This window comes from Vibrio harveyi, from assembly GCF_030060435.1.
Taxonomy (GTDB): domain Bacteria; phylum Pseudomonadota; class Gammaproteobacteria; order Enterobacterales; family Vibrionaceae; genus Vibrio; species Vibrio harveyi.
The window spans coordinates 694,524-720,849 of sequence record NZ_CP125876.1 but is presented as its reverse complement, the minus strand read 5'-3'; the positions used below and the strand labels follow the sequence as shown (position 1 = coordinate 720,849).

22 protein-coding genes are annotated in these 26,326 nt (G+C 45.8%); 6 read left to right on the top strand and 16 right to left on the bottom strand.

What is annotated here, in order from left to right:
- Positions 1-87: 87 nt before the first annotated feature.
- Together QMY49_RS19820 and yidD are read right to left on the bottom strand one after the other, a co-directional pair.
- On the bottom strand, positions 88-1,053 hold the full coding sequence (locus tag QMY49_RS19820) for a DUF3137 domain-containing protein (RefSeq protein WP_346742801.1): 966 nt from the start codon (positions 1,051-1,053) through the stop codon (positions 88-90).
- Positions 1,054-1,084: 31 nt separating this feature from the next.
- Positions 1,085-1,435 carry a membrane protein insertion efficiency factor YidD gene (yidD, locus tag QMY49_RS27330; protein WP_430381705.1) on the bottom strand — a complete coding sequence of 117 codons (351 nt, stop codon included), beginning with the start codon at positions 1,433-1,435 and terminating at the stop codon, positions 1,085-1,087.
- A 511-nt stretch (positions 1,436-1,946) separates the two neighbouring features.
- On the opposite strand from yidD, the gene QMY49_RS19815 reads away from it, so the two are divergent.
- Entirely contained in the window at positions 1,947-3,626 is a 1,680-nt protein-coding gene (locus tag QMY49_RS19815; protein ID WP_047514471.1) for an RluA family pseudouridine synthase, read from the top strand.
- A 212-nt stretch (positions 3,627-3,838) separates the two neighbouring features.
- On the opposite strand, the gene QMY49_RS19810 is transcribed toward QMY49_RS19815, so the two are convergent.
- From QMY49_RS19810 to QMY49_RS19770, 9 genes are all read right to left on the bottom strand, one after another.
- The gene (locus tag QMY49_RS19810; protein WP_050908848.1) at positions 3,839-5,179 is read right to left on the bottom strand and encodes an MATE family efflux transporter; all 1,341 of its coding nucleotides are present in this window, start codon (positions 5,177-5,179) and stop codon (positions 3,839-3,841) included.
- 210 nt (positions 5,180-5,389) lie between these two features.
- Positions 5,390-6,412 (bottom strand): LacI family DNA-binding transcriptional regulator, encoded by a 1,023-nt coding sequence (locus QMY49_RS19805; RefSeq protein WP_009696617.1) that lies wholly within the window; start codon positions 6,410-6,412, stop codon positions 5,390-5,392.
- Positions 6,413-6,546: 134 nt separating this feature from the next.
- Positions 6,547-7,641: an ABC transporter ATP-binding protein gene (locus QMY49_RS19800; RefSeq protein ID WP_005448999.1), complete on the bottom strand. Its 1,095-nt coding sequence runs from the start codon at positions 7,639-7,641 to the stop codon at positions 6,547-6,549.
- Positions 7,641-8,990, bottom strand: a complete 1,350-nt coding sequence (locus QMY49_RS19795) for a GH1 family beta-glucosidase (RefSeq protein WP_050925962.1) — start codon at positions 8,988-8,990, stop codon at positions 7,641-7,643. Before QMY49_RS19795 ends, QMY49_RS19800 begins: the two co-directional genes overlap by 1 nt.
- Positions 8,991-9,013: 23 nt before the next feature.
- Positions 9,014-9,898, bottom strand: coding sequence for a carbohydrate ABC transporter permease (locus QMY49_RS19790; RefSeq protein WP_049535087.1), 885 nt, complete (start codon positions 9,896-9,898; stop codon positions 9,014-9,016).
- A 1-nt stretch (position 9,899) separates the two neighbouring features.
- Entirely contained in the window at positions 9,900-10,889 is a 990-nt protein-coding gene (locus tag QMY49_RS19785; protein WP_005448995.1) for a carbohydrate ABC transporter permease, read from the bottom strand.
- A gap of 60 nt (positions 10,890-10,949) precedes the next feature.
- Entirely contained in the window at positions 10,950-12,197 is a 1,248-nt protein-coding gene (locus QMY49_RS19780) for an ABC transporter substrate-binding protein (RefSeq protein WP_005448993.1), read from the bottom strand.
- Between the two features lie 22 nt (positions 12,198-12,219).
- On the bottom strand, positions 12,220-13,224 hold the full coding sequence (locus QMY49_RS19775; protein WP_005448990.1) for a LacI family DNA-binding transcriptional regulator: 1,005 nt from the start codon (positions 13,222-13,224) through the stop codon (positions 12,220-12,222).
- Between the two features lie 481 nt (positions 13,225-13,705).
- Positions 13,706-15,031, bottom strand: coding sequence for a carbohydrate porin (locus QMY49_RS19770; protein ID WP_283316304.1), 1,326 nt, complete (start codon positions 15,029-15,031; stop codon positions 13,706-13,708).
- A gap of 446 nt (positions 15,032-15,477) precedes the next feature.
- On the opposite strand from QMY49_RS19770, the gene QMY49_RS19765 reads away from it, so the two are divergent.
- Positions 15,478-16,668 carry a GGDEF domain-containing protein gene (locus tag QMY49_RS19765; RefSeq protein ID WP_005448988.1) on the top strand — a complete coding sequence of 397 codons (1,191 nt, stop codon included), beginning with the start codon at positions 15,478-15,480 and terminating at the stop codon, positions 16,666-16,668.
- A 51-nt stretch (positions 16,669-16,719) separates the two neighbouring features.
- Here QMY49_RS19765 and QMY49_RS19760 read toward each other — a convergent pair whose 3' ends face one another.
- Both QMY49_RS19760 and ppnP read right to left on the bottom strand, forming a co-directional pair.
- Positions 16,720-17,001, bottom strand: coding sequence for a hypothetical protein (locus QMY49_RS19760; protein WP_005448987.1), 282 nt, complete (start codon positions 16,999-17,001; stop codon positions 16,720-16,722).
- 141 nt (positions 17,002-17,142) lie between these two features.
- Positions 17,143-17,427: a pyrimidine/purine nucleoside phosphorylase gene (gene ppnP, locus QMY49_RS19755; protein ID WP_005448986.1), complete on the bottom strand. Its 285-nt coding sequence runs from the start codon at positions 17,425-17,427 to the stop codon at positions 17,143-17,145.
- 220 nt (positions 17,428-17,647) lie between these two features.
- Between ppnP and QMY49_RS19750 the strand changes: the two genes are divergently transcribed.
- Positions 17,648-18,151: a DUF2850 domain-containing protein gene (locus QMY49_RS19750; RefSeq protein ID WP_029790555.1), complete on the top strand. Its 504-nt coding sequence runs from the start codon at positions 17,648-17,650 to the stop codon at positions 18,149-18,151.
- 348 nt (positions 18,152-18,499) lie between these two features.
- A complete protein-coding gene (locus QMY49_RS19745) occupies positions 18,500-21,040 on the top strand; it encodes a glycosyl hydrolase family 18 protein (RefSeq protein WP_283316295.1) in 2,541 nt (846 codons plus the stop codon).
- Between the two features lie 119 nt (positions 21,041-21,159).
- On the opposite strand, the gene QMY49_RS19740 is transcribed toward QMY49_RS19745, so the two are convergent.
- Positions 21,160-22,014, bottom strand: coding sequence for an alpha/beta fold hydrolase (locus QMY49_RS19740; RefSeq protein ID WP_017818347.1), 855 nt, complete (start codon positions 22,012-22,014; stop codon positions 21,160-21,162).
- A gap of 122 nt (positions 22,015-22,136) precedes the next feature.
- Positions 22,137-22,727, bottom strand: coding sequence for a TetR/AcrR family transcriptional regulator (locus QMY49_RS19735; RefSeq protein WP_005448982.1), 591 nt, complete (start codon positions 22,725-22,727; stop codon positions 22,137-22,139).
- 255 nt (positions 22,728-22,982) lie between these two features.
- Here QMY49_RS19735 and QMY49_RS19730 point away from each other — a divergent pair, with 255 nt between their 5' ends.
- On the top strand, positions 22,983-24,008 hold the full coding sequence (locus QMY49_RS19730; protein ID WP_038898446.1) for an acyltransferase: 1,026 nt from the start codon (positions 22,983-22,985) through the stop codon (positions 24,006-24,008).
- A gap of 420 nt (positions 24,009-24,428) precedes the next feature.
- Positions 24,429-25,859, top strand: coding sequence for a sodium:proton antiporter NhaD (nhaD, locus tag QMY49_RS19725; RefSeq protein WP_283316288.1), 1,431 nt, complete (start codon positions 24,429-24,431; stop codon positions 25,857-25,859).
- A gap of 26 nt (positions 25,860-25,885) precedes the next feature.
- Here the strand turns inward: nhaD and QMY49_RS19720 are convergent, their stop codons facing one another.
- Positions 25,886-26,281, bottom strand: a complete 396-nt coding sequence (locus tag QMY49_RS19720; protein WP_053052555.1) for a GFA family protein — start codon at positions 26,279-26,281, stop codon at positions 25,886-25,888.
- Positions 26,282-26,326 lie beyond the last annotated feature (45 nt).

The following is a 26,326-nucleotide window of genomic DNA, read 5'->3' as shown; positions in this document are numbered from 1 at the left end:
AGTCACGCTAAGGTACAGGATCTTGGATGAATCTCAAGCTGAAATCACCGAGTCTTTACCGAGTTTCAGCTTGAGAATAACAGGGGATTACGCCGTTTCTACGACACTATCAAGCTCCATCATTGGTCGCATAAGGTCTAAACTGCGAACCGTGCCAATCAAGAAATCCAACTCACGATAAATCTCCGCGACCGCTTCAAACTCACCCGCAGGTTCATCCAATTTAGGCTCAAACAACTCTTTCCAATGCGAGATGGCGATGTAGAGCTTTCCGTTTACTTGAGAAAGCGACAAGCTAGAAAACTCACTTTCACGACGAAAAGTCAGCACACGCTCCATCAATTCATCCGTTAACAATTGCTTTGCCGTGTTTAAATCGTCGCTATACACCTCATACTGCTGGTCAAATTCTGGATTGCCCAGTCGGACTCGTTTACCTATTTGAATCTTGAAGAAGCTATCCCACAACTTTTCGCGCAAGGTTGGCGTATCATCACGATCAGTCAGCACAAAGGTGCAAATGTCTTCATTCATCGGAACGTCGATTTCGCAAAACAGCCCCGCAAAAAATACGTGATGCTTACTCGAACTGTCACTTCCAGAGCTGATGAGCTTTGATGCTTGAATCTCAGACATTACCACTTTGGCTTCACCGATGGTACCCGAAATAAAATCATCACTTTCGAAACCATCACAGCGGTCTAAATACAAGCCGCTGCGCTCGAAGGTCTCTTTGGATAGCTTACGATTTGGGTCCCAAGTGAGTGAAGGCTCAATGTGCGCTAACAAGCTCTGCATGATGTGCTGCTTGTAGGTGGTGCGAAACTGATTGTGCTTTTGATTGAAGTACGCCCAGCCGCTGAGCATCAATGCCAAAAGAACAAACACCGTCGCAGAGGTGGCAAGGTCAAACACGACGGAGCCAAAGAAACCCAGAACCGCCAAACCTAGAAACTTGCGTCGACGCAGCGCTTCTAAACGCAAAGCTTCAAGAGGTTCGAGTTTGTGCCTTAAGTCATTTTCAAACAGCATTTTAAGTTGATCGGTCGTCATCGCTTCCCTTTCATTTTTAGAGTTGAGTCCATTACCAACAATGGCAAGATGAATCGCCGCTACCGCTACAAGCGTCACTCGGAACGCAATCCAAAGAGCTGCATCCCATATCCGTTACACAAGATGAGTCTTTGTTCTTACGCCGCTTGCGATTACGGGAAGGTTCCTCAGTTTGAAGACGCTGATGAGCATGTCTACAGCGTGTAAACTGGTCTTGAACACTGGTATAGCTAGAAAACACGCCTTTACGTTGAATTATTTTGCTGATGGCTGCAGAACAAGAATCCGTGCCGTAGTACACCGCATGAGCACAACGGAACCCTTTGTGTGGGGATAAATAGCGTTGATAAAATCGTATCAATGCCAACACCAGTTTCGACATGCTTTTCCTTTTGCATCTAATAAATCATTCGAGAACAACGCTCTTTCTTATACCCAAGTAACCTCGAGATGCTAGGTTCAGCGAGAATGACTTGGTTTGTAGACGCGGCGACGATTTAAAGATCTAGTCACTCTAAATCAAGAATCGGCAACAAAGTATACAAGCCAAGACAACTCGCCCTTCGGGAGCGTGTCATTGCCCCGATTTCTGCGTCAAACAACTTGGAAAGAGCTGGCTATTACACGGTGTTGTTTTCCTTGAACTCGAATCAATGACAATGCTCTGAATCCTGCATCTTGAAGTCACTTGGGTATATCAATCAAAACAGTACATCACTCAAATTAATCATTTCAAACGCAATCCTAATTTCTGCGTTCTAAGCAATGAAAATCATTGAGATAAGGAGTCATAGCGAGCCGATACCGTCAGCCCAGGAGCGCCTTCGAATAGCAATCACAGCCAAAACAGGTACAATCCGTGCTCGATTTTTATTTCGCGCGGACTCACTCTCATGCACTCGCCTGAACAATGCTTTACTCGATTTTCTGCAGACATTTCTGGCTATAACTTGCCAGCGCAGTTTACGTTTCCGTTCTACTACACCCCTCACCCATTGTGTGTATTGGCTGCAGAGCAATTACAGCAGCACCTCATGACACAAACTGACTTTGAGCACGATTTTGGTCTTGAGGATGAGCAAAGTGGACGCGGTAAGATGTTCGGAGTTTTGCTAGTGCGTAATCCACAAGGTGAGATTGGCTACTTCAGTGCGTTCTCTGGCAAGATTGCCGATCAAAACTTGCTCCCTGGTTTTGTTCCACCCGTATTCGACATGTTGACGGAAGAAGGTTTCTTTCGTGGCGAGACGGATGCTATTAACGCGGCGAATGCGGAATACAAAGCCTTTGCTGCTAATCCAGAACTGGCACAACTGAAAGCAGAAATTAAAGCCGACCGCGAAGCGTATCAACAAGAAGAGAATGCCCAGCGCCAAGTGATGATTACCGGTCGTGCAGAACGAAAACAGCAACGTACGCAAGGCGAGCAAACCTTAAATCCAGAAGATCTAAAAGCGCTACTGGATGATTTGGGTAAACAAAGCGTTGCTGAGAAGAATGTGCTCAAGTACCTCAAACAAGCTTGGAACGAAAGGCTGGCAATCAAAGAAGCACGCTTAGCCGAGCTAGAACAAACACTGGCAGGGCTCAAAGAGCAGCGCAAAGATTTGTCTAATGCTCTACAACACAAACTGCATAAGCAATACCGCTTCTTGGACAACCGCAACGCAGAGCGCGACTTGGTGGACATTTTTGCTCCTACTACCAATCCAGTACCACCAGCCGGTTCTGGTGAATGTGCCGCTCCGAAACTGCTTCAGTTCGCATACAAGCATGGCTACCAACCACTAGCATTAGCTGAGTTTTGGTGGGGCGTATCGCCGAAATCGGAAGTGCGCCAACACAAAAAGTTTTACCCATCTTGCAACAGCAAGTGTCAGCCGATTTTGGGGCACATGCTGCAAGGCTTGGATGTGGAGCCAAACCCATTGGCAGAAAATTGGGCAGAAGATAAAGAGTTAGAAATACTGTTCCAAGATGAAGCCATGGTAATCGTCAACAAGCCATCGGGTCTGCTTTCTGTTCCGGGTAAAACTATCAAGGATTCCGCGTACACACGTCTTCAAACAATGTTCCCAGATGCCGAAGGGCCATTTGTGATTCATCGCTTAGATATGGCGACTTCGGGGATTTTGGTGTTTGCTTTAACCAAACGCGCGAACAAGAGCTTGCAAAAGCAGTTCATTACACGCGGCGTACAAAAGCGTTATATGGCACTGCTTGAAGGTGTATTAACTGAGCCTGAAGGTGAAATCTCGCTTCCGATGCGTGGCGATCCAGATGACCGTCCACGTCAACTTGTGTGCTTTGAGCACGGTAAACCTGCCGAAACTTACTGGCAACTGATTGAAATAAAAGACGGACGCAGCAAGGTGTACATGTACCCGAAAACGGGGCGTACCCACCAATTGCGTGTACACAGTGCCCACCACATGGGCTTGAACATGGCGATGGTTGGCGACGGCTTATATGGCGAGAAAGCCAACCGTCTGCATTTGCATGCGGAGATGTTAGAGTTGGATCATCCGTACAGCAAGGAGCGTATGTGTTTCCAAGCAGAGTGTGAGTTTTAAAGTGACTCTACGTGAAAAGCAGATAGCAAAAAGGCGCTGAGTTACAGCGCCTTTTTACGTTTAGAGCAAGTAAGAGATTCCCGACTGCGCTCCTCCGTCGCTATCGGGAATGACGCGTTATAGAGTTAGGTTTCCAATCACCATAACTAAACATTGTCATTCCAGAATCGAGGAACGAGATGTCTGGAATCTCTGGTTTTTATGAACGGAAGTTAACTGACTTTAAACTTCGTCCACAATTGAGAGCGCCAGCGTCTTGCCATAATGATACCGCGCACCCATTCATCTAGAGCAATTGCCATCCAAGCACCAATCACGCCATAACCCATGTGAATGCCGAAGATGTAAGAAAACACCACACCTAATCCCCACATGCTCAGAATACCCATCTGTACGGGGAACTTGATGTCGCCCGCCCCCTTGAGTGCCGAAATGAAGATCAGGTTAAACACGCGTCCTGCTTCTAGCACGATTGACCCCATGACCAATGCGCCCGCCAATGCCAAGATTTCTGGCTGATCGGTAAACACGCTCAGAATCTCTTCATGGAATAGGTAGATCAAACACGTCGCTGCTGTTGACGCCGCAAAGCCAATCAAAAAGTAGATCTGCACACGTTTCAAAATGCTGGTCACCCAACCTTTGCCTATGTAGTACCCTGTCTGGATTTGCGCTGCCTGACCAATCGCCAGTGCAAACGCGAAAGAGAAACGTGCGATGTTTTGCGCATAGGTAAATGCCGCTAGCGAAGAGGTACCCATTTGCACCACAAAGTACACGATGCAGATTTGCGCCATGTTGTAAGACAATACTTCGCCCGCGTTCATGCCACCGATTTTTAAGATCTTTTTGTAAACCTCTTTCGGAACTTGTTTGAGCTTAGACATTGGCAATTCAATACTGCTGCGTTTCAAAATCACACCTAATAGCAAAGTACCGATCACTTGGCTGACGACAGTCGCCACCGCAACGCCTTCAACGCCATACACAGGCAAACCAAAAGGCTGGTACAAAGCAATGTAGTTACCAATGATATTGAATACACCAGAGATAAGGTTCACCACCATTGGTGAGCGTGAGTAACCATGGCTGCGCAGAATTGTGGTGAAGACGATACCAATCGTCACGTTGAACGTCATCGCACCGCTGATCAGCAAGTATTCCCTTGCGTACTGCTCAACCTGCGCCTCTAACCCGTAATAAGGTAAGAAGAACACCGCACCGATCACAGCAAGCACACTCAAAAAGGCACCAACAATAACGGACAAAGCTACGCTGGCAACGCCAACATCAACAGAGTCTTTCTCACGCCCTGCACCGTTGTATTGCGCGATCAAGATGCCCGTGCCACTACTCACAAAGGTGGATACGATGATCAGGAAGAACGTGAGCTGCGTGATAACCCCAACCGCAGAGACGGCTTTATCCGAGTAACCACTCAGCATGAATACATCACTGGTTCCTAAAGCCGTCCGTAGCAATATTTCGACAAGTATCGGCCAAGCCAATGCCACGATAGACATACGCTGGTTGATATTCTGGCTTTTAGGCATGAATTGAGACCTTTCCTACAACTAAAAACTGCCCCACAGAAAACTGTGAGGCAGTTCAAAAAATTAGATTTATTAGAATTTGGACATTTCGGCAATTGAACACTTAACCACCAAAATGCAGGCGCGAATTCTAGACGGAGTTTGGTCACAAATACAACAAAATTTCGTCGAGTTTCGGAAAATATTTTCTAATGTATTCGACGGATTGCCTTAGCTTGACTGACGAAACTTTGAAGCAGTAGATTGACGAACAATCAACTCAATAGGTGGCAAACGCACCTCGTGTCTCTCACCACTCAATAAATTAAGAATGGACTCTGCACTGAGCGCTCCGACTTCTTCAATTGGCTGACGCAACGTGGTTAATGCTGGCGTAAAATACTGTGAGGTCGGCAAATCATCAAAACCGATCACGGACACATCTTCTGGTACACGAAAACCATGGTCATGCAGAGCTTTTATTGCTCCATAAGCCGTTTGGTCATTGGCAGCAAACAACGCGGAGAAATGCACTTTAGATTCGATCAACTCAACGGTTTTGGCATAACCGGACTCACTGCTGAAGTCGCCTTGCTTAACCAATTTTGGTAGCACTTTAATGCCAGCCTCTTGCAGTGCGTTCTTGTAGCCAACAAAGCGAGCAACGGCGTCTGGTTGATTCAAAAGCCCTTTAATATGCGCGATGTTAACATGACCTTGCTGCATCAAATGCAGTGTCGCCATATATCCACCCAATACATTATCTATATTTATGGATCGAACCTTATCGCCAATGACATTGTATCCAACCGCAACAACCGGAATTCGCTCTGCATATTCCAGTATCTGCGCTTCCGTCAAACTGCCCGTTACAATGATGACGCCATCGACATTGCTCTTCGCCAAATACTCCAAAGCATGCGATTCCAATGAACGCTGCCAATGTCCCGTCGCAATCACCAACGAGTACCCCTGAGCATTCAGAACCTTTTCCATATCGTTAAGGATACGACTGGTGTGCGGACTTTCTGGATGTTGGATAAGAACGCCAATCGTCATGGAACGCGTATTGGTGCCTTGTCCCATTTGATAGTTCGGCTTATAGCCCAGTGACTTGATCGCTTTCTCTATGTTTTGGCTTTTATCGTCCGAGACAAAAGTTGTACGGTTGAGGAAACGTGAAACGGTGCTCGGTGATACCCCAGCCAACTTAGCCACATCGTAAATAGATGCTGCTCTTTTTTTCTTTTTCATTGTAGGAATTTTCCCAGCAAGCTAATAACAAAAATATAAGTTGCGCCGGGGAACGCGACAACGTTTGGATATGGGAAATGAGAGCTAGATAATTTGCCAGTACGCAAGCGCGCACTGGCTTTCATATCGAGGGTTTAGAATGTCGCTAGCGAGTTTTCACTCAGTGCATCAAACAGATGAATCGCATCTAAATCCAAGTAGAGAGTTAAACTATCCACATCCACTTCCGCAGCTTGTGTTTCAACCATTAATGGCTGACCAGCAATTTCCGTTTTCAGTAGAATACTTGCACCTAGTAGCTCCTTGTCTTTAATTTTGACAGGGAATGGCAGCACGCGGTCATGATCCACTTGCTCAGCACGTAGATGGATGTCCGTAGGACGTACACCAAAGTGCAGTGCTAAGTTCTTCGATGCGTGTGCTTTGAAACGCTCTGGTAGAGGAATACGAACATCACCCAATTCCACTTCCCAGTTACCGTCTTCACCAATCAGCTTGGCATCCAACATGTTCATGGATGGGTTGCCAATGAATTGCGCCACAAACTTGTTAGCCGGGCGTTGGAACACTTCCGTTGGTGTGCCAACTTGAGCTACATAACCATCTTTCAAGATCACGATACGGTCTGCCAGTGTCATCGCTTCAATTTGATCGTGGGTTACGTAAATCGTGGTGGTTTTTAGCTCACGATGAAGCTGTTTGATCTCTTCACGCATTACACCACGCAACTTGGCATCTAGGTTCGATAATGGCTCATCAAACAAAAACACCTTAGGCGTGCGCACCATGGCACGCCCCATCGCAACACGTTGACGTTGACCACCAGACAGCTCTTTTGGTTTGCGATCTAACAGTGCGTCCAACTCAAGCATTTTTGCCGCTTTACGCACTTCAACATCGATTTGGTCTTTTGGCATGCCTTTCAGTTTCAGTGCAAAAGCGATGTTCTCGTATACCGTCATATGTGGGTACAGTGCATAGCTTTGAAACACCATCGCAAGGTCACGATCTTTCGCATCGATTTTATTCATCAGCTTATCGCCAACGTAAATCTCACCACCCGTTATGCTTTCCAACCCAGCAAGCATGCGTAGCGTGGTCGATTTACCGCAGCCCGATGGACCAAGGAAAACCACAAACTCTCCATCTTGCACCGTGAAGTCGAAGTGTTTCACTACCTCAACATCATCGTAGGATTTTTTGATGTTTTTGAATTCGACTTTTGCCATTACTGGTTCTCCTCTGCTCGATCTAGCAGCATGTTACGGTAAGCAATTGCGCTCGCTTTTAAGGTGCGTTTTTGTGTTTGGTAATCCACGTGGACAATGCCGAAGCGCTGCTTGTACCCGTAAGCCCACTCGAAGTTATCCATTAAGCTCCAAGCGAAGTAACCATTCACATTCACACCTGCTTTAATCGCAGCATCCAACGCTTCTAGATGCAGTTGGAAGTAACGCACACGTTGCTCATCATTCACTTCACCAGCAATGCAATGGTCATCGCCAGCTGCGCCGTTTTCAGTGATGTAAAGTGGCGGTAAGTTTGGATAACGGTCATTCAGACGCAGTAATAAGTCCGTCAATGCCTGAGGGTGAATTTCCCAACCAATGAACGTGTGCTCTTGTTCTGGTTGAGGAACGGTCTCAATATCACCATGTTCGTTGTAACGCACCACACAACGGGTATAAAAGTTAATCCCGATAAAGTCCAAATCGGTTTGGATGATGTCGAGGTCACCTTCCAGAATCATCGGTAGATTGTGCGATTGGCGATCTAAGACCAACTGAGGGTATTCACCCTTCAATACAGGGTCCATAAACCAATGGTAACCTTCCGCATCACTGTACTCTGCCGCACCGATATCTGCCTCGCTGTATGGGTAAGCAGGCGTCGCATTGAACACACAACCGTGCATCGCATTTGGTGCATTCTTACGCATGTGTGGAATCGCAAGACCATGACCCAGCATTAGGTGGTGTGCTGATAAGAAACCTTCGCGTTCACCCTTAAGACCTGGAGCATGTTCACCCCAACGGTAACCTAGGTAGGCTGAACAGAATGGTTCGTTCAGTGTCGCGTAAGAATCAATCTTATCGCCAAAGTAAGCACTAACTACATCCGCATACTCTGCAAACTTGTAAGCCGTTTCTCGGTTTAACCAACCACCTTTATCTTCTAGGTATTGCGGTAGATCCCAGTGGTAAAGCGTGACGAAAACTTTCAAACCACGTGCATGACACTCATCGATGATTTGCTCATAGAACTTCAAACCTTCTTCATTCACTTTGCCATCTTCTGGAATGATGCGCGGCCACGCCATCGATAGACGGTAAGCGCCCACGCCTAAGCCTTGAATCATCTCGATATCTTGCTTCCACAAATGGAAGTGATCACATGCCACGTCGCCATTGTCTGCGTTATCAACTGCGCCTGGCTTATTACAAAACGTGTCCCAAATCGAAGGCGTACGACCACCTAACTGCGCACCGCCTTCAATCTGATAAGAAGAGGTTGCGACACCAAATAGGAACTCTGGGCTACGTAATTTTGAATCTTGTGGTAATTGGAATTTATTCATTGTTATAAAACCTTTTGTTTCGCTTAGCCCTTGACGGCACCAGAGGTCAAGCCGCTGATCATCTGTTTAGAGGCAAATAAGTAAGTAATCACTAACGGTAAAATGGAGATGGTTGTTCCGAGCATCACCGCTCCCCACGGCGTATTCGGAATGCCCTGCACGCTTCGCAGTGCCTGCGTAATCACGTAGTTTTCTGGCGTTGTAAGTACCACGAGTGGCTGCATGAACATGTTCCAGAAGAAGACAAACTGCACGATAGCCAAAGTTGCAAGCGCCGGTTTCATCAGTGGCAATACCACACTCCAGTAAGTTCTAAATTCACCTGCGCCATCGAGCTTCGCCGCTTCTAACAGCTCTTTTGGAATCGAAGCCACCACGTGCTGACGCATCAAAAAGATGCCAAATGGTGTCGTTGTGAACGGTAACCAAACCGCTAAGTGGTTATCGAGTAAGCCGAGAAACTTCACGATCATGAAGTAAGGGATCAAACTCAGCACTGGCGGAATCATCATTGAGCCAACCAACATACCAAACAGCACGTTTTTGCCCTTGAACTTGTACACCGCAAACGCATAGCCGCCCATGCTACAAAACAGCAGTGAAATTGTGGTGCCTAGGAATGCGATGTAGATAGAGTTAAACATCGCCTGCCAAAACGGCATGATTTCCAATAGTTTTGCGTAGTTGACCGCTAAGCTGTCGCCAATCGCAAAGCTAATCCCAGTGCCAAAGATTTCGGTACGGTCACGGGTTGATAACAGCGCCGACCAAATGAACGGAAATACGGTCATGATGGCAGAAACAATCAGGATTGAGCCGAGCATCACCATCAGTATTTTGGTGAAGATCTCGATACTGCGATCGCTTGGACGCCAACGCTGCACCGCAGGTAAAGTGTTAGTACTCATCTTATTGCTCCCCTAGACCTTTCTTACCGAAGAAGAAGAATTGAACCGCTGTACAGCCTGCAATCAAGGTAAACAGCAGCCACGAAATCGCTGACGCTGTACCCATCTCTAGCCATTCCCAGCCCACTTTGTAGAGGTACATTGAGATGGTTAAACCAGACTGACCTGTACCACCCGTACCTCGCGTTAGAACGAAGGGTTCTTCGAACAACTGCAAGTTACCGATGATAGTCATGGTGACCGCAAAGAAGATGAATGGACGAATCATTGGTAGTGAAATGCTCCAGAATCGACGCCATGCGTTTGCACCATCCATACGAGCCGCTTCTAGGATGTCTTTAGGAATCGTCATCAAACCAGTGGTGTATAGCACGATGTTAAAACCGGTGTATTTCCAGAACACCATAATGGCGATAGAAGGCTTCACCATGGTTGCGTCATCTAACCAACGGATTGGCTGGAAGTCGTTCACCCAAGAGAATGCCCAACCAAATAGTGTGCTGTCTGCCAATGCCATTAAGCTTTGGTTGATGATCCCTGAGTTTGGCGAGTACATGTTGAAGAAGATAAGTGACGCAGCCACCGTTGACGTAATGAACGGCAGGAAATAAGCCGACGTCAACCAATGACGAAAACGGTCACCCAAAGACACCAGAATGTACGCCACAGGCAGAGCAACCAAGTGCTGCGCTACACCAGACGTAATGGCTAGCCAAAGGGTGTTCTTCAATGAGCGCCACAGCCACGGGTCAGTCAGAGCAATGTGGTAGTTCTCTAGCCCGACGTAATCCATCGCACCCAAACCTTCGACTGGGTTCCACTCATGGAAAGAAAGAAAAATTGAAAACAGTAACGGGAAGATCCCGAAAACAGAAAAAATAATCAAAAACGGCAATAGGAATCCATACGGTGTAAGCGCTTTCAAACTTAGACGAGAAAAAATGCTCTCACGTTGTGATGTTTCCATAACCTTGCTCGCTGCATGATTCATAGTAACGACCTCTACTCAGGAGGGCGGTTCGCCCTCCTTGCTTACCAAATGGCGAAATGCTTACAAATTACGGGTGCGGCGCTTAATCATGCGTTCCGCTTCTTTCAATGCCGTTTCAATGTCTTTGCCTTCATCCAGCACTTCCATCAGTGCGTTTTCTAGGATGATAGAGCGAGCAACGTGGTCGCCTTTTGCTGGTGCCACTGGCTTGATGTTTTGTGCCACCTCAGCAAACAATAAGCGCGCTTGCTGCCCACCAAGGAACTCGACTTTCTCTTCAAACATAGGGTCGTCGTAAGTTGTTGTGTTTGCAGGGAATGCTGCGATAGTTTCGAAGTGTTTAAGCTGAATATCGCGACGAGTTGTCATGTATTCGATCAGCTTCCACGCTTCGTCTTGATGCTTAGATTGGGTTGGAATCGATAGGAATGAGCCACCCCAACTACCGTAAATACCATCAGGAAGGTTAGATACACCCCAGCTACCTGCAGTCTCAGGAGCAATCCAGTTGTTTAGGTGACCAAGTAGCCAAGCCCCCGAAAGCTGAGTAGCAAATGTGCCGTTACGGAAGCCTTCGTACCATTCGTTTGACCACGCAAGAATACGACCATCTAAACCTTTATCACGAATCTCTTTCGCCACTTCAAACGCGTGCACAAAACGCTCAGAGGTCACGACTGGGTTGCCATCTTTATCGAAGTATAGACCTTCACCTTCTGGCACTGTGGTAAAGATAATCGCTTGTGCCACATCCGCAGCAGACGCGATCAGTTGAACGTTTTGTTGCTTCAGCTTTTCGCCCGCCGCAATATAAGAGTCCCAATCTTTGATCGCTTCATTGATATCAATGCCCGCTTTTTCAAAAATGTCAGTGCGGTAGTACATCACACCCGGTCCTAAATCGACTGGCATACCATACACATCGCCATCTGCACCTTTACCCTGTGCCCATGCATAAGGCGCAAAGTTTTCTGCGTATTTGTCTGCACCATAGTTTTCAGACAGATTCACTAAGCCGCCAGACGCCACAAATGGACCGATTTTTTCTACATCAACAACAATCACATCACCTGCGCCAGAACCCGTCGCCAAGTTGGTTGTCAGCTTGGTATGGTGGTCACCGTGGTTATTCATTAGGTAATCCACTTTAATGCCCGTTTCCTTCTCGAAATCAGGTAGCAGCACTTTCAAGCTACTATCAAAATCAGGGAAACCATCGAAGCGAATTTTGGTTTCATCAGCCGCATTTACCGTTGCAGCAACACCCAAAGCAGCGGTCATGGCAAGCGTCAAAGTTTTCAGTTTCATGTTGTTGTCCTTAATTATCGTTTTATAGGGTATGCAGTTCCTTGACTGAACTTCTTGGCACCAAGCTTGGCGACAATTTGAAGTTCACATCTCGTTTATTTTTATTGAGAATTTGAATCACGAGCTGGACAGCTTCAGCACTCATTTGCTCAATAGGGAAGTTAACTGTGGTTAGGGCTGGCGTGAGGTAGCGTGCAAATAAAATGTCATCAAACCCCACCAAAGAGATTTGCTCCGGAACGTTTACACCATTGGCTTTCAGCACTTCGTAAGCACCGAACGCCATATGATCATTACACGCAAATACAGCAGTAAAATGACAATCGCGCTTCAACAGTTTACGCATTGCGCTTTCCCCTGATTCTTCGGTAAAACCGGCCTCGGACACCAACGCTTCGTCATACTCGATTCCCGCTTCTTCAAGAGCCTTGCGGTAACCTTGTAGACGCCCCCGTGCGTCAGATTTGTCCAGAGGACCGGTGATACACGCTATGTTGCGATGCCCCATTCGCAACAAGTATTCGGTCGCCAACTGACCACCAAATTCGTTATCGATCTCAATACAGCATTGCGCCATTTCTGGAATAAAGCGATTCACCAGTACCACCGGAATGCCTTTTTCTTTAAGATCGATTAAATAATCATCCGTCAGGTTTTGTGCATGCAAAATGATGGCATCCACGCGTCGTCCAAGCAGAAATTCCACTGACTCACGCTGACTTTGCTCAGAGTTTGAACCTGCAGTTACCACCACGTGGTAACCGAAACGGCGCAGACGCTCTTCCATGCTGTGCAAAATGCCAGAGTAAAATGGACCACCAAGCTCTGGCACGATGATGCCAATACTGCCAGTGCGACTAGACGCCAAAGCCTGAGCGATTGAGTTTGGACGATAGCCAAGTTCTTGAATCGCTTTCTCGACTTTCAGCTTCTTATCGTGACTTACACGGCTAGTGCCATTGATCACACGAGAAACCGTTGCCTGAGAAACCCCTGCGTATTCAGATACATCTTTAATCGTCGCCACAAGAAACCTCTTCCACCTGAGCATCAAGATTCAATTTTGCTTCGAGATGCATTTCTCGAAACCGCTTTCATGGCAGCTAGTATTTCTTATCCACTAGGGTGTTATCGTGAGAGAAATCACACCGAAATCCCTTTAGATTCGGGCAATATCGGAAAAAATGAAGCGGTAGGCAGTTTCCTTTCACGTCATGAAACTGTTTCATGAAACGGTCATTTCATGTTCAAATGAGATTCAATAAAGGCATTGATTTCACAACTCTTTAATAAAGATCTCTGCGCAGTTTTTTAAAGCATAGAAACAAAAAAAGAGCCGCAAATGCGGCTCAAAATAGGGTCAATAATGGACAGTATGGTTTTCACTGGCTGCAATGAGCACCATGACTAAATAGAGAGAGTTAAGAAATAAATCAGTGGTAGAAACCTAATAAATCTGCCTTCAGTGCCTACCACTGTTACATGGACAGTAATTAATTAGACTCGGTTTACCACCAAGCTTCCCACATAGCACCTACGCTAAATGTGTCTTGCTTAGGGTCATTGTTGGTTGCTTTGTTGTCGACCTCACCTGCCGTCGCGTAGAAGCGGAGCATCGGACGGGCGCCAGCGCCCCAATCAAACGAGATATTTTGCGATAGCGTCACTTTCCAGCCTGTGTTGTCATCATCGGCACGTGCGTAATCAACCATTTGGTAACCCGCTTCTAGCCAAGTCGAGTGAACATCATTCCAGAAGTACATCGGACGGACGATAGCACTGTAGTTAGTACGCTCATCTTCAAGCTTGTTTGAACCGTCAATTGAGTAATCGTGATATGCCAATAGGTATTCAACCGCAGCGTTTTCACCAAGGTTTGCATTACCTTCAAAGCTTGCGTAAATAGTTGTTAAGTCTTCTTTTTTCCAGAATACGCCGTTGTCAGCGTTATCAGAATAACGCAACACTAAACGGTTTGATCCGCTGTCGTGTGCACGAGAAATCACCGCACCCAGCTGGTAAGCATCAATGTGTTCTGAGCTCTCAATTGCTTCTGAATCAAAACCATAGTTCGCGTAAAGCTCTAAATCAGCAAAGCCCATATCAATGCCGTGCAGTTTAGATGTGAATGCATACGCACCGCTATCACCCGTTCCAGAGCCACCAGTACAAGAGATTGAAGGGTTTGATCCCGGAGTGATTTCCGGGTTACAGCTTTCAACCGAAGCAACCACACCAAGGTCAAGTTTGACGGAACCAAGCTCAAGGTTGTTGATACCGCCACCTTGACCATCGTGCATCATCCAAAAGTAATCGTTGATGCCCTGTTGTGGACGCTGATGGAAATCACGACCAGCCCAAATGTAAGCGTTCGGCTGACTCTCTAGTACATTCGTAACGCCTGCATAAGCCTTTTTCAGGTTCACCTCGTCACCCCAGTGATCGAACATCACCACAACATCCCAGATTGCGCCACTGTCATTCTTAAATGCTTTTGCTAACTGGAATTCACCGCCATTGCCTTCGTTACCTAATCGACCAATAGCGGATGAGCCGTTAAAAGAGCCATCAACCATCACGTACTTTTGGTCGCCCCCTTGGTAGTGAGCACCGTAACGAGCATAACCAGAGAACACAACGCCATAAGGAATCTCAATGTCCGGCGTTAATACCGCTGGTTGTTGGTCATCGACATAAGTTGGGTCAATGCGTTTCTCCAGTTCTTGAATACGTTTTTCCAAAGCTTCTACATCAGAATCGGCAGCAAAAGTAAAAAGAGAAGCAAGCGAAGTGGCCACTGCAAGAGTGAGAGGTAAAACCTTTAAGTTTTTCATGTGATTTCCCTAAGTTTTTGTAGGTGTAATTATTTCAATAGGGATCTTAAGGAATGAAACGTTTGAAAAGTCGCTACTGCTTCACATGGCACAAGCACTCGAAATGACATGAAACAACGCATGAAACTAGCGCCGTATTTTGTTAATGAAAATCATAATGTTATTAGATTCTAATTTGTCATTCATATTTTGAAATCGCTTTCATTTCACAGAAATGTTTAAGAATAATCACGTTAATTTGTTCAAAATAAGCGCAATTCATACTTGGTTTTTTGAAAGTTTTCATAATCCTGAAAACTTTCACAAGTCGTAAATTTCTTACAAATTCAACAACTCACACTCATGCCAAACATGATTCATATCACAATTAGACGTATTGCTATTCCATGTAGTACTAAATTACCACCTAGAATAGGCATTAAATAATTCTAAAGTAGGGATACACAATGTCGAAATTGGCCGGAGCACGCCTAGAGGAAATGGCGGATATCCGATCGACAAGAAAAAAGAAGATTGTATTTCTCTGTTCCAGCATTGCGACGGCATTTTTAGCCTATGGCTCTGTGCTGCATTACTTTGAAGGGAACTGGGGGCTTAGCTTTTTAATTGGTCTGTGTGCTGTGGCATGTTTAGCCATCAGTTATTTAATTAAAGTACGTGGGCATCATCAATACGCAGATTTACTGCTCACCGCGGTATTGATGTTCGATGGTTTACTACTGCTGCTCTATAACGACGCGCCATCCGGCAGGTTGCTTTGGCTCTACCCCATTGTGGCTGCCATTATTCTAATTAATGAATTTAAGGTCGGCTTACTATTCAGTGTCAGTTACACACTCATCATTTTTTTTGGTTTAACCTTTCTAGAAAGTGTTCCCACTGCAAGTGAAATGACTGAGCGTCGCTTTATGTTCACCTTAGTGGCGATCTGCTTTGTGTGCCATACGTTTTCTTATTACTACTCAAAAGTGGTTAATTACATCCAAACTCTCTATCGAGAAGGGATTGAAGAACTCGCTTATCTCGATCAATTGACAGGCTTAGCGAATCGCTGGAGTTTTGAAACTTGGGCTCGCGCCAAGCTAGAGGAGCTAGATCAAACCCATAGTAATACGGTTACCGCATTGGTCTTCCTTGATATTGATAACTTCAAACACATCAATGATAACTATGGTCATGATGTGGGTGACCGCGTACTAAAACACTTCGCGACACGCTTGAAAAACAACATTCGCAACAAAGACCGAAAGACAGACAAACACGATTATTCGATCGCTCGCTTTGCGGGTGATGAGTTTGTACTCATGCTCTACGATGTGCGCTGTAAAAAGGACTTAGACACCATCATGGATCGCATCGTCAATCTATTTAAAACTGGCTATCAATCGGAAGACACGATTAATGAGCTTACAATGAGCATTGGCGTTGCTATCTATCATCAGGATGCGAATGACCTATCTGAGCTGACTCGTTGTGCGGATAAAGCCATGTACGCGGCAAAGCACACGGGTAAAAACCAGTACGCCTATTATGAGCATTGCTCGCATGCAGAAGAGTTACGCCATCAAAGACATTCGCTTGTTGGCGCAATGGGAAGTGAAAATGTGACCTCGTTACAACGCGATGCCAGTTTATAACGACCAATTGCTTAGCATCATGGCAAGTGCAAATGGTCGTTATCACACATGTTAAGCAAACATGTACATCGCCCATAAACCGCCGAGCAAAAACGTAATCAACCAAATCACTTGGCGTGTTTTACTTGGTTTATCCTCTCTAGGACGAATAACGGGTTTCAGTGCCCGTTCCTTAATTTTCCCGACTAGACTGTTTTCAATCGCTCGTTTATAGAAAGCACGACGCTTTTGTGCCGCATTCGCAACTTTCGTGAAACGGTGCCTTTGCTCTGTCGTAAATTCCGTCGCCTCAAAGCGAGGAGGGAGATCAGAATGTTTAGGTTGTACTGCCATCACTTCCTCCTTGTTGATGGTTGCACCTGTACTAAGTATATACAAAGTTATCAGTTTGTTGTTAAAAAACGTTTGTATCTGAACAACATGCATGAAAAAAGCCACCCAAAAGGTGGCTTTTATCTCAATTCTATTTAGTGCTTAGAGGTACTCACATAAATACGCGGTCGCGTCTTTCACTTGCAGTTCGAATGATGAATTACCTTCAACTTCGAAGAATTCACCACTATTGTAGGTGACCCAATCCACTTCACCCGCTTTCTTTACGATCAACGCACCTTTAACAACACTCATACGCTCCGGCGCTTGTGTACCGAACGTGTATTCACCTGGTAGCATCACGCCAACACTGACATCCTGCCCTTGTTGACTAAAACCTAGTGACTTTACGCCACCAGCAAAATAACTGTTTTCCTTAATACTCATTATTGGTTTCCTTATCAAAAATCAGCTCTTTTTTACCCTGTTTCGGTTTACGACTCAAGTCTCTAAATGGGTCTTAGTTGAAAGAGCAAATTCTCAATAACTGTGTTTCGGAATGTAAAAGTGGACATCAGATCATAGTTTCACCGTCTCAAAAGCTAGATTGTTTGTTTTTGTAGCTCAAGCTTCTCACCATAATAAAAAAGGAAGGTAAGTAGGAATCATGACCACCACTGCGCGCAGGAAAAGGAAACAGAAGCCAGAACCGCAACCCTCATTTTGGGCTCGTCATCAGTTCAAAATCATTAAAGGGGGCTTTGCTGTTTTCGGTTGCTCGTTGATTAGTGTGCTTAGTTACCAGTTGTACGCATCTTACTTAGATTACATCGACCCAAACAAAATCTACGGTGAATGGATAGAGATCGGTGCGCCACCTTATCAAACCGAACAGCTTTCTTTTACACCCGAAGGTGTCTTTCGCAACCATCGCCTTATCGCCACTCAATTCGAGTTTGATGGCAAAGTCGTCACACTGAACACCGGGCTTGGCAAAACTGAGTACCAAATCTCAGGGTCTCATCTCTCTCCACAGATACGACGCATTGAGCCTCGACTCCCTGACCAACGCTTTATCCTAAAAGGCTTCGAACACACGGTTCAGGGCTCAGAAACTGGCGCAGCTTCCAAACGCAGAGCAGCGTTGAGCGAACACTTCAGTCGCAAATAACCTCCTTTTCAACGCTACCTCTATGTCGTAACTCTTTCTGTTTCATCAGAAAAGTTTAATTTCACTCGCAAAATAACCCCTACGGACTGAGTAAGCGATTAATTAAATACATGCAAAATATTTATAAAATCTTGGCTCAATATTGTATTTTCTATGCAAAACTATGTTTCTTGTAGTGAGTTTTGTGTAACACGGTCGAATCTTGATTTATTTTTTTTTGAAAAAAAATAAGCCTCTGAAATGCTCAAAGGGATGCTTTTGCACAGTGTGTGAATTGATTGTCTTTTCTGTCGCAAGAGCAGCTTATGTTCCTAAACGAGCATGAATTCAAGGATTGAGAGAGAAGTTATGATTCGATTTAACCTATGTGCAGTTGGGGTTGCCCTAGCACTATCTGGCGCTGCAAACGCGGCTCCAACCGCACCAAGTATCGATATGTACGGTTCCAATAACCTTCAATTTTCTAAAATTGAATTGGCAATGGAAACCACATCTGGCTACAACGACATGGTCAAATACCATGAACTGGCTAAGATCAAAGTGAAATTTAACCAGTGGAGTGGCACATCTGGCGACACTTACAACGTCTACTTTGACGGTGTAAAAGTGGCAACAGGCGCTATCAGTGGCAGTCAAACCACAGCTTCGTTTGAATATGGTCAAGGCGGCTTGTACCAAATGGAAATCGAAGCGTGTGACGCAACAGGTTGTTCTAAGAGCGCTCCGGTAGAAATTACCATTGCAGATACAGACGGCTCACACTTGAAGCCTCTGACGATGAATGTTGATCCGAACAACAAGAGCTACAACACAGATCCAAGTATCGTGATGGGTACTTATTTTGTTGAATGGGGCATCTACGGTCGTGATTACACTGTCGACAACATGCCAGTTGATAACCTAACTCACATCCTTTACGGCTTTATCCCAATTTGTGGTCCAAACGAATCAGTAAAATCAGTTGGTGGTAACAGCTTTAATGCACTGCAAACGGCATGTCGTGGTGTGAATGATTACGAAGTGGTTATCCATGACCCGTGGGCTGCTTATCAGAAGAGCTTCCCTCAAGCAGGTCATGAATACAGCACGCCAATCAAGGGTAACTACGCAATGCTAATGGCGTTGAAACAACGTAACCCGGATCTAAAAATTATCCCATCTATCGGTGGTTGGACACTTTCTGACCCATTCTACGACTTCGTTGATAAGAAGAATCGTGACACGTTTGTCGCGTCAGTTAAGAAATTCCTGAAAACTTGGAAATTTTACGACGGCGTAGATATTGACTGGGAATTCCCTGGTGGCGGCGGCGCTGCAGCAGATAAGGGTGACCCTGTAAACGATGGTCCTGCATACATTGCATTGATGCGTGAACTACGTGTAATGCTAGATGAACTTGAAGCAGAAACAGGTCGTACTTACGAGCTAACTTCAGCAATCGGTGTTGGTTACGACAAGATTGAAGACGTAGATTACGCAGACGCGGTTCAGTACATGGACTACATCTTTGCGATGACTTACGACTTCTACGGCGGCTGGAACAACGTTCCTGGTCACCAAACTGCTCTTTACTGTGGCTCATTCATGCGTCCTGGTCAGTGTGATGGCAGCGGCGTGGATGAAAACGGCGAACCGTACAAAGGTCCAGCATACACTGCAGATAACGGTATCCAGCTTCTTCTAGCGCAAGGTGTTCCTGCAAATAAACTGGTTCTTGGTACAGCGATGTATGGTCGTGGTTGGGAAGGTGTAACACCTGATACGCTAACAGATCCAAATGACCCAATGACCGGTACTGCAACAGGCAAACTGAAAGGCAGCACAGCTCAAGGTGTTTGGGAAGATGGCGTAATCGACTACAAAGGTATTAAGTCATTTATGCTAGGTGCGAACAACACTGGCATCAACGGCTTTGAATACGGCTATGATGCGCAAGCAGAAGCACCTTGGGTGTGGAACCGTTCGACTGGTGAGCTAATCACATTTGACGATCATCGTTCTGTGTTAGCGAAAGGCAACTACGCAAAATCTCTAGGTCTAGCAGGTCTATTCTCTTGGGAGATTGATGCAGATAACGGCGACATCCTTAATGCAATGCACGAAGGTATGGCTGGCGGCGTCGTTACCCCACCAAACCGTAAACCAACGGCAGCAGCAGGCGCAGACCAAGCAGTAACAGGTCCTGCAAGCGTTGTGCTTGATGGCAGCAACTCAACTGACTCTGACGGTACAATCGCAAGTTACGCTTGGGAGCAAGTATCAGGTACTGCAGTCGTTCTATCTGGCGCGAACACAGCAACAGCAAGCTTTGATGCGGTAGAAGTCGCAGTTGAAGAGCAACTAACGTTTAAGCTGACCGTAACAGATAACGAAGGCGCAACGGCTTCTGATCTTGTTGTAGTCACCGTTAAGCCAGCAGGCGTGATTGATCCACCAAACACAGCGCCAGTTGCACAGGTTTCCGCACCAGCAACGGCAAGCGCTGGTGACGTGGTTGTGATTGATGCTTCAGCTTCTAGCGATGCTGACAACGACACACTAACGTTCGATTGGACGCTACCACAAGGTCTAAATGCTACGGTCAACGGTGCGAAAGTAACGTTCACAGCAGCAGAATACCCACAAGACACAAGCTTAAGCTTCACAGTAAGCGTAAGTGATGGTCAAGCAGTATCAACTGCAAGTGCAACCGTTGTTGTAGCGAAGCACAGCACAGGCGGTGGTACTTGTACTAACGCATGGGATGCAACGGCAGTTTACACTGGTGGTGATCAAGTGACTTACGCAGGTAAAACTTGGGAAGCGAAATGGTGGACTCAAGGTCAAGATCCTAGCAAGTCTGGCGAATGGGGTGTTTGGAAAGAAGTTGGTCCAGCTAACTGTAACTAAACACTGCTAAGGTGTTGTTATTCAGCACCTACCGCTATCAAAATTGTAAAATAGAAAAGGACAGCATCAGCTGTCCTTTTGTTATTCTAGATTTTGATTCACAAGCGCCATCGCTACGATCAACGAGCGTCAACTAAACGGTCAAAACTCTGGAATACCTCATCACACTTCATGACGCGACCATGACCCTGCCCTTGCGTCGTCACCAATTCGACTCGCTCAATCTCATTAGCAGCTTTCGCAGATACACCGTGTTTGGTGAATTTGTCTTGTTCATCATGAACAATGATAGTTTTTGCTTTTCGCTCAGCGAGACGCTTTTCAGGGTCAATGGATTGCAATGGGTAACCAAACTGATCTTCCACTTCCGAAACCACGGCTTTGAATAGCTTCATTGAATAACCCGAACGCGCAATGCTGCCAAACAAGTTTTCTACGTAGTTAAGCACAGGCGCAATCAACAGCAATGGCTTGTTTTCTAATTTGCTGTGACGACATTCTAACGCCGACGCAGTACCCATACTGTGCCCCACCAAACCTGCAACATCATCAACAGAATCCAACACGTCCTCTAGACCACGAACAAACCCCGGGATATGCCCATACTGACCATCACTTTCACCATGAGCAGGGTGATCGTAAGCCAAAGCGGTGTAACCCGATGCGGCGATGTGCTCCATCAACGGATAGAACTGACTTGCTGTCCCCGACCAACCGTGAGTCAGCACCCATACCGGACCATTACCAAGCTGATAAGTTTTGATTGCACCAGCATGACCTTGTACTTCACTTTTAATCAGCCCTTGTGGCTCTGCATTTTTAGGCTGAGTACGTGCTGGGGTGAGCAACAGCTTACGCGCGGTCTTTTTTGCATGTGACGGTGCCAACGTATGGTGCAAACGCGTACTGATATTGACCAAGCTACGCTTAACACTGAAGCGCTGCGAAGTATTGAAGTAGATTTTCTCACTCATGATCTTTTCCTTAACTATCAGCTTTGCACAAAATAGAACGGTCGTGCTTTTTATACTGATAAGAAAGAGCGCTCTATGTCGCTCTTCATTATGAATCTCGTACTATGCCCGTTACAGCGGGGCTAGCGCTTCCATCGAATAAATAAATTATCGATGCCTTGCCAAAACAATCTCTGGCTCTCTTCTTGCCCTTTAATCGAATAAAACACGTGCGCACTTAAATACTGCCCGTATAAATCAAAGGTCGCTTGTCGCGTATCTAAATCGGCGACAAACTCTTGGTTCTCTTTGCCTTTCTTGATTTGAATTTCGAGATAATTCAGCCAAGTATCAATCGATTTACGTAATGCAGCTTGCAACGCACAGCCTTCTTCTGCGGTGTCGTTCCAAGCATCAAGGAACATACAGCTACCTTGAAAAGAGTGATTCCACGTCATCCAAGTGTCCAACAGACCGCGTACTTTACGTTCGATATTGCTGTCACCCAACTCACGCGCAGGCGCAATAACCCGCTCTGCGAATACTTGATTGGCAAACTCCAACACCGATAGTTGAAGGTTCAACTTGGAATTGAAGTGAGCAAACAAGCCACTTTTCGACATACCACACTGCTTCGCCAACTCACCTATAGTGAGACTTTCCAACCCGTTTTCACTCGCCAGTTGGAATGCACGCTGCAGTATCAGCTCTTTGGTTACTTTTCCTTTTTTCATAAATACATTTTTTAGCACGGTCGTACTTTTTTACAATATAAAGTTTACTGGTCAAACCAATGTATACCCTCTGACACAATCACGATCGCAATACATTGAGCAACTCAATGAATACGAATTTTCGAAATTTGAGATGGGTCTGAATTTCACAAACTGGTTACTATCAATTGCACATGAGTTGATTTTTTACCGCGATGAGCAAGCTATTAGCTGTTAATTTCTCAGCGATTTTTCACTTTTTTTAGGTAAGTATTTATGGCAACCACAAAGAAAATTGCCAGTTTAGAGTTCGCCCGCATCATCGCAATGTTCGCGATCGTTGGGCTTCACTGTCAAATGGCACTCACGTACTGGCAATGGGATGAGGTACCTTGGGTTGGGTATATGCTTAACCAATTGGCTCGCTTTGCTGTACCACTGTTTTTCCTCATCTCCGGTTATCTAATCCAGCCTAAACTCAGCGCAAATCCCGTTGAAACACTGAAAAACTACGCTAAGCCCTTGCTTAAGATATGGCTGGTTTGGAGTGCGATTTGTCTGTTAATGCCGTTCCGTTGGCAAGTGGTTGCGGAGGCAGGCTATCTCGCTGAGCGACAAGGCTATTGGGGCTACTTGATGTCGAACCCAATTAACTCGCTGTTAGAAGGCGGCTTAGTTCATTTGTGGTTCATTCCTGCACTTGTGATTGCTGTCGCTATCATTGCATTGCTGGTTCGTGTTGGCATGGCGCAGTTGCTGCTCCCGACGGCAATATTGTTGTACGTCTATGGGGTACTCGCGGGCAGTTACATCACACTGTCTGAGCTACCAGCGCCCTTCTTTACTCGCAATGGTCCGTTCTTCAGCACATTGTTGGTTGTGCTTGGTTACTTAGCGAGACAACACCAGTGGCAATGGTCTCGTAATAACACCATTCGCTTGATTTTGGTTGGTATGGCACTGCACTTTGCCGAAGCCTATTATTTGATGAACGACGAGATCGCTTTTAATTCACACGACTTCTTATTTGGCACTGTGATCTGGTCTTTAGGCGTATTCATGTGGCTTCTTGCCCATCCAAACTTTGGCAATATGCCATGGGTGTTTAAGTGGTCACCGAGCATTTTAGGTATCTACGTGAGTCATTTGCTGGTGATCATCATCATGATGAACATGGCAGGTATATTAGGGCTAGAAAACTTAGCTAAAGACGCCTTTATTTACCCAGCAACCATTGTGGTAACCCTGTTACTTGTAAAAGGCATTGAAGCTACGCCGCTGAAAAAACTATTACTGCGCTAAATCCATTCAGCACTATGTATGGTCTGCACTACCACTTTTTGGCTAGTGCAGACTTTATAAAAATGAGAGCTCTCTCTCACTCACCAAAATTATCATTTCTAATACTTTGTAATTTGCTTTCACTCACAAAAAACATTGTTCATTTACTTTAGATTTATCCGACATCAACAAAATGCTCATTAAACGGAGGCGGTATGTGGGCAGGTCAGGGACTCGTTCCTTTTTTAGAAATTAGCCATTGGTTAACCTATGGTTTATACGCTGCAGTAATCCTATTTGGCGCGGCGAGCATTGCGTCACTCAGAAAGTAGTGGCGCAAGCTACATCAATTCAAAACTCCTACCGTTAATTCGAGCTTACTCACACTTAACCTATTAATATGTGGCTAAAATTTCTCCAGTCAGACAAGGAGAAATGTCTATGCCAATCTACCCAATTGTCGCGTTTTGCTGTTTGATATTTTCTAGCTCCACGTTTGCAGCTGCGACCAGTGAACTTAACTTCGTCAATTCCACCGTCGGTTATGCCGCACTGATTTTCTTCACCATTGCCTACATTCTGGTAATGCTGGAAGAATACCTACAAATGCGAAAATCCAAGCCTGTACTGCTCGCCGCGGGATTAATCTGGATTTTAATTGGCTATACCTTTGCCCAACACAACCAAGCTGACGTTGCTAAAGCCGCACTGGAACACAACCTTTTGGAATACGCTGAACTTTTATTGTTCCTATTAGTGGCCATGACCTACATCAATGCGATGGAAGAACGCAGACTGTTTGATGCACTGCAAGCGTGGATGGTTGGCAAAGGTTTTGATTTCAAAAAGTTATTTTGGCTCACAGGTAGTCTTGCATTTGTGATTTCTCCTATTGCCGATAACTTGACCACAGCGCTATTAATGTGTGCAGTAGTGATGAAAGTTTCTGGCGATAACCCAAGATTTGTCAATCTTGCCTGTATTAACATCGTCATTGCCGCAAACGCTGGCGGTGCATTCAGCCCATTTGGCGATATTACGACTCTGATGGTTTGGCAGGCAGGACACGTCAGCTTTGCTGAGTTTATGCCGTTGTTTGTACCTTCTCTAATCAACTACGTCATACCTGCATTCATCATGTCGTTGTTTGTACCAAACACAAAGCCAGATACGGTTCATGAGCACATCGAACTGAAACGTGGTGCAAGACGTATCGTTGGCTTGTTTATCCTGACCATTGCAACAGCGGTTTCCTTCCACGCCGTTTTACACTTCCCTCCAGTGGTCGGCATGATGATGGGGCTCGCTTATCTGCAATTTTTTGGCTACTTCCTGCGAAAAACACTCAAACATTCTCTTGCCAAAAAAGCCGCAATGGCGATTGCCAACGGGGATGACTACGCGCTGAAACGTCTGGGTTCTGTTGTACCATTTGATGTCTTCCACCGTGTGTCTCGCGCCGAGTGGGACACCTTATTGTTCTTCTACGGCGTAGTGATGTGTGTTGGCGGTTTGAGTTTGCTTGGCTATCTCGAACTGGTTTCCAACGTGATGTACACCGAGTGGAATCCAATCTGGGCGAACGTCATGGTGGGGATACTTTCTGCCATTGTCGATAACATTCCAGTGATGTTTGCTGTGTTAACGATGGACCCAAGCATGTCGATGGGTAACTGGTTGTTGGTGACACTAACAGCAGGCGTTGGCGGTAGCTTACTGTCGATTGGTTCTGCTGCTGGCGTGGCTCTCATGGGCGCTGCGAGGGGGCAATATACTTTCTTTGGGCATCTCAAATGGGCACCAGTGATTGCTCTTGGGTACGCAGTGAGTATTGCCGCGCACCTTTGGATGAATGGCAGCTTGTTCACTTAAACTGCCTTAATCCATCGGAATAATTCTTATCGGTCTGATGGATGGTTCACGCCATCCATCACCTCTATCTCTCCCAGTTCATACGGATTTACGCCCTCTAAGCAGCCAACGTTATAGCCATATTCACTCGGATTAGAGCGGCGCTGATGGTGAGTGTAGATGCCACATTCTCCACAGAAGAAATGCTTAGCTGTGTTGGTATTAAACTGATAAAGCTTGAGTACTTCCTCACCTTGAGTGATACGAATTCCGTTCAACGGTACCGATGCCACAATCGCACCGCGACGTCGGCACATGGAACAATCACAGCGTCGAGACTTCTCGATTCCATTCGGTAATGACAGTTCGATTTGCACTTTTCCACAATGACAAGAAAGCTTATGCAAAGGTTGAATTGTCGTACTACCCACTTGTTTAATCATGATTTTTCCTTGTTCCTTCCCTGTACACCTAAAGTGTGTTGTTCT

What these genes read in the sequence shown, in the direction of transcription:
- QMY49_RS19820 (WP_346742801.1), bottom strand. Translation starts at nt 1,053, where the DNA reads ATGACGACCGATCAACTTAAAATGCTGTTTGAAAATGACTTAAGGCAC.
- yidD (WP_430381705.1), bottom strand. Translation starts at nt 1,435, where the DNA reads ATGTCGAAACTGGTGTTGGCATTGATACGATTTTATCAACGCTATTTA.
- QMY49_RS19815 (WP_047514471.1), top strand. Translation starts at nt 1,947, where the DNA reads ATGCACTCGCCTGAACAATGCTTTACTCGATTTTCTGCAGACATTTCT.
- QMY49_RS19810 (WP_050908848.1), bottom strand. Translation starts at nt 5,179, where the DNA reads ATGCCTAAAAGCCAGAATATCAACCAGCGTATGTCTATCGTGGCATTG.
- QMY49_RS19805 (WP_009696617.1), bottom strand. Translation starts at nt 6,412, where the DNA reads ATGAAAAAGAAAAAAAGAGCAGCATCTATTTACGATGTGGCTAAGTTG.
- QMY49_RS19800 (WP_005448999.1), bottom strand. Translation starts at nt 7,641, where the DNA reads ATGGCAAAAGTCGAATTCAAAAACATCAAAAAATCCTACGATGATGTT.
- QMY49_RS19795 (WP_050925962.1), bottom strand. Translation starts at nt 8,990, where the DNA reads ATGAATAAATTCCAATTACCACAAGATTCAAAATTACGTAGCCCAGAG.
- QMY49_RS19790 (WP_049535087.1), bottom strand. Translation starts at nt 9,898, where the DNA reads ATGAGTACTAACACTTTACCTGCGGTGCAGCGTTGGCGTCCAAGCGAT.
- QMY49_RS19785 (WP_005448995.1), bottom strand. Translation starts at nt 10,889, where the DNA reads ATGAATCATGCAGCGAGCAAGGTTATGGAAACATCACAACGTGAGAGC.
- QMY49_RS19780 (WP_005448993.1), bottom strand. Translation starts at nt 12,197, where the DNA reads ATGAAACTGAAAACTTTGACGCTTGCCATGACCGCTGCTTTGGGTGTT.
- QMY49_RS19770 (WP_283316304.1), bottom strand. Translation starts at nt 15,031, where the DNA reads ATGAAAAACTTAAAGGTTTTACCTCTCACTCTTGCAGTGGCCACTTCG.
- QMY49_RS19765 (WP_005448988.1), top strand. Translation starts at nt 15,478, where the DNA reads ATGTCGAAATTGGCCGGAGCACGCCTAGAGGAAATGGCGGATATCCGA.
- QMY49_RS19760 (WP_005448987.1), bottom strand. Translation starts at nt 17,001, where the DNA reads ATGGCAGTACAACCTAAACATTCTGATCTCCCTCCTCGCTTTGAGGCG.
- ppnP (WP_005448986.1), bottom strand. Translation starts at nt 17,427, where the DNA reads ATGAGTATTAAGGAAAACAGTTATTTTGCTGGTGGCGTAAAGTCACTA.
- QMY49_RS19750 (WP_029790555.1), top strand. Translation starts at nt 17,648, where the DNA reads ATGACCACCACTGCGCGCAGGAAAAGGAAACAGAAGCCAGAACCGCAA.
- QMY49_RS19745 (WP_283316295.1), top strand. Translation starts at nt 18,500, where the DNA reads ATGATTCGATTTAACCTATGTGCAGTTGGGGTTGCCCTAGCACTATCT.
- QMY49_RS19740 (WP_017818347.1), bottom strand. Translation starts at nt 22,014, where the DNA reads ATGAGTGAGAAAATCTACTTCAATACTTCGCAGCGCTTCAGTGTTAAG.
- QMY49_RS19735 (WP_005448982.1), bottom strand. Translation starts at nt 22,727, where the DNA reads ATGAAAAAAGGAAAAGTAACCAAAGAGCTGATACTGCAGCGTGCATTC.
- QMY49_RS19730 (WP_038898446.1), top strand. Translation starts at nt 22,983, where the DNA reads ATGGCAACCACAAAGAAAATTGCCAGTTTAGAGTTCGCCCGCATCATC.
- nhaD (WP_283316288.1), top strand. Translation starts at nt 24,429, where the DNA reads ATGCCAATCTACCCAATTGTCGCGTTTTGCTGTTTGATATTTTCTAGC.
- QMY49_RS19720 (WP_053052555.1), bottom strand. Translation starts at nt 26,281, where the DNA reads ATGATTAAACAAGTGGGTAGTACGACAATTCAACCTTTGCATAAGCTT.